This window comes from Dietzia sp. DQ11-38-2 (genome assembly GCF_014145055.1).
In the GTDB taxonomy this organism is placed as follows: Bacteria; Actinomycetota; Actinomycetes; order Mycobacteriales; family Mycobacteriaceae; genus Dietzia.
This window is the reverse complement of the sequence record NZ_JAALDW010000257.1, coordinates 1-3,553: the sequence shown is the minus strand read 5'-3', so window position 1 is coordinate 3,553 and position 3,553 is coordinate 1. Positions and strand designations below refer to the sequence as shown.

The 3,553-nt window shown below is 70.7% G+C and carries 3 protein-coding genes; 2 read left to right on the top strand and 1 reads right to left on the bottom strand.

Features of this window, described 5'->3' with window-relative positions; translation table 11 throughout:
- Together G6026_RS09470 and G6026_RS09465 are read left to right on the top strand one after the other, a co-directional pair.
- Positions 1-1,786: fumarate reductase/succinate dehydrogenase flavoprotein subunit (locus tag G6026_RS09470; protein WP_182613013.1), on the top strand; the 1,786-nt coding region annotated here is incomplete at its 5' end.
- A 34-nt stretch (positions 1,787-1,820) separates the two neighbouring features.
- Positions 1,821-2,564 (top strand): succinate dehydrogenase/fumarate reductase iron-sulfur subunit, encoded by a 744-nt coding sequence (locus tag G6026_RS09465; protein ID WP_107756653.1) that lies wholly within the window; start codon positions 1,821-1,823, stop codon positions 2,562-2,564.
- A 28-nt stretch (positions 2,565-2,592) separates the two neighbouring features.
- On the opposite strand, the gene G6026_RS09460 is transcribed toward G6026_RS09465, so the two are convergent.
- The coding region (locus G6026_RS09460; RefSeq protein WP_182613012.1) for an AAA family ATPase at positions 2,593-3,553 on the bottom strand (961 nt) is incomplete at its 5' end.

Below are 3,553 nucleotides of genomic sequence, written 5' to 3'. Positions count from 1 at the left end.
GGCGGCCGCGCTCGGCGAGCTGGGGTATCGGGTCACCGCGCTGACCTACCACGACGCTGCGCGGCGCGCGCACTCCGTGGCCGCCCAGGGCGGGATCAATGCCGCCCGCGCGCGGCGGGTCGACGGCGACAGTCTGCACCGCTTCGTCGTCGACACGGTCAGGGGTGGTGACTTCCGGGGCAGGGAGGCCGAGGCGTTCAGGCTGGGCGAGGAGTCGGCGCGCGTCATCGACCACTTCTCGGCGATCGGCACCCCGTTCGCGCGGGAGTACGGGGGCGTGTTGTCCACGCGATCGTTTGGCGGGGTCCAGGTCTCACGGACTTACTACTCCCGCGGACAGACCGGGCAGCAGCTCCAGATCGCCGGCACCCAGGCCCTCCAGCGGCAGATCCGGGCCGGCTCGGTGCGGTTGCACACCCGTCACGAGATGCTGGATCTGATCGTCGACGAGGCCGGATGTCACGGGGTCGTGGTCCGCGATCTCGTCACCGGACGCATCCGCGCCGAGACCGCCCACGCCGTCGTGCTGGCGACGGGTGGCTACGGCAACGTCTTCCACGACTCCACGCTCGCGGTGAACTCCAACGCCTCGGCCGTGTGGCGGGCTCACCAGCGGGGGGCGCTGTTCGCCTCACCGTCGTTCGTGCAGTTCCACCCCACCGCCCTGCCCAAGGACTCGGCGTGGCAGTCCAAGACCATTCTCATGAGCGAGTCACTGCGCAACGACGGCCGGATCTGGGTGCCGCTGCGCGCCGGCGACGACAGGCCGCCCGGCGAGATCCCGGACTCCGATCGCGACTACTTCCTCGAACGCCGCTACCCCGCCTACGGCAACCTGGTCCCCCGCGACGTGGCCTCACGGGCGATCACGGCGCAGCTCCGCGACGGGCGTGGGGTGGGCCCCCGGCACAACTCGGTCTACCTGGACTTCCGGGAGGCTCTCGCGGGCGGCGGGCGGCGACGGATCGCCGAACGCTACGGCAACCTCTTCGACATGTACTCCCACGCCACCGGCGAGGACCCGTACTCCGTTCCGATGCGCATCGCGCCCACCTGCCACTTCACCATGGGAGGGCTCTGGAGCGACTACGACCTCCAGACCTCGATCCCCGGGTTGTTCGTGGGCGGCGAGTGTGGCTGGGCCTACCACGGCGCCAACCGGCTCGGCGCCAACTCCCTGCTCAGCGCCAGCGTGGACGGCTGGTTCACCCTCCCGTACTCGGTGCCGGCTCACCTGGCCGCCCGCCTCGGTGACCACCCCCCGGACGACGACGACGAGGTGGTCACCGCCGCCGTGGCCCGTGCCCGGGGCCGCGTGGATGCGCTGCTCGCGGTGGGCGGCTCGACCGGACCCGGCCACTTCCACCGCGAACTGGGCGAGATCCTCTACGCCGGGTGTGGGGTCACCCGCACCGCCGAAGGTCTTTCCACCGCGATCGATCGGATCCGCGACCTGCGGACCCGGTTCTGGTCCGACCTGCGGGTGACGGGGACCGGGGGGCACCTCAACCAGGTGCTCGAACTGGCCGGCCGGACGGCCGACTACCTGGAGCTGGCCGAGCTGATGTGCGTCGACGCCCTGGACCGCGACGAGTCGTGCGGTGCCCACTTCCGCGACGAACACCGTACCCCGGGCGGTGAGGCACTGCGCCGGGACGACCAGTGGCGATTCGTCTCCGTCTGGGGGTCCGAGGGCGACGACCGGGGCGGCCCGCGCACGTTCACCCGCCACGCCGAACCGCTCGAGTTCACCGCGGTCGAGCTCACGACGAGGGACTACCGATGAGAACCGCACCCGGGACGGCCATGAGGACGGCATCGTGAGACTGACCCTGCGCGTGTGGAGGCAGTCCGGTCCCGAGGAGACCGGCGCGTACGAGGAGTACGCCGTCCCGGACGCCGAACCGGAGATGAGCCTGCTCGAGTTGCTCGACGTGCTCAACGGCCGATTGATTGATGACGGGCAGGAGCCGGTGGCGTTCGACTCCGACTGTCGGGAGGGGATCTGTGGCGCGTGCGGGGTGAGCGTCGACGGCCGTCCGCACGGCCCTGCGGAGAACACCCCCTCGTGCCACCAGCGCCTGGACGCCTACTCCGACGGCGACACCCTGCGCATCGAACCGATGCGCTCGGCAGTGTTCCCCGTGATCCGGGACCTCGTGGTGGACCGTTCCGCGCTCGACCGGATCGCCGAGGCCGGGGCCCACGTGTCGCTGCCCGCGGGGGCGGCCCCCGACGCCGATGTGACGTCCCAGGGCCACCGGGAGGCGGAGACCGCACTGGATCTGGCGGCCTGCATCGGCTGCGGCGCGTGTGTGGCCGCCTGCCCCAACGGATCGGCGAATCTCTTCGTGGGTGCCAAGCTGGGGCATCTGGCCCTCATGCCGGTGGCGAGCCGCGAACGCGGTTCGAGGGCGCGCGAGATGGTCCGCGCGGCGGATCAGGAGTTCGGGTCCTGCTCCCTCTACGGCGAGTGTTCGACGGTGTGCCCGGCGGGGATCCCGCTACGGGCGATCGCGGTGGTCAACCGGGAGCGTCTCCGCGCGCTGTTCAGGCGTTCCTGACGCCCGGCACCGCGAGGCCCGCCGAACGTCAGCGCATGCGCTGGGAGATCACCTTGGAGATGCCGTCACCCTGCATGGACACCCCGTAGAGCACATCGGCCACGTCCATCGTGGGCTTCTGGTGGGTGATCACGATGAGCTGGCTTGTCTCCCGCAGCTGCTCGAACAATCCGATGAGTCGGCGCAGGTTGGTGTCGTCGAGCGCGGCTTCGACCTCGTCCATCACGTAGAACGGGCTGGGCCGGGCCTTGAAGATCGCCACCAACATCGCCACGGCCGTCAGCGACTTCTCCCCCCCGGACAGCAGGGACAGCCGCTTGACCTTCTTCCCCGGCGGCCGGGCCTCGACCTCGATGCCCGTGGCCAGCATGTCCGTGGGATCGGTGAGGATCAACCGGCCCTCTCCGCCGGGGAACAGCACGGAGAACACGTCCCGGAACTCGCGTTCGACGTCCACCCACGCCTCGGTGAAGATCTGCTCGATCCTCTCGTCGACGTCGTCGATCACCCCCTCGAGGTCGGCCCGGGCCTTCCTGACGTCGTCGAGCTGGGTGGACAGGAACGCGTACCGCTCCTCGAGAGCGGCGAACTCCTCGAGCGCCAGCGGATTGACCTTGCCCAGGGTCGCGAGATCCTTCTGGGCCTGCTTCAGCCGACGCTCCTGTTCGGCGCGGTGGTAGGGCATCGGCGGGGGCGGGGTGACGTCCTCACCGCGCTCGCGGGCCGCCTCGTACTCCTCGATCTCGAGCGAGGACGGTGGAAGCGGCACCTCCGGTCCGTATTCCGCGACCAGTGCCTCGGGCTCGATGCCATGGCGTTCCAGCACCGCGGACTCGAGTTCGGACACCTTGACCTCGAGCTGGGCCCGGACGACCTCGTCGCGGTGCGCGGCGTCCCCGAGCCTGGTGACCTCGGACTCCGCGGCTGCGAGCTCGGTCCGGAGCGCGGCAACCCGGTCGGATGCCTCCGTCCGCGCGGACGCCAGCCGG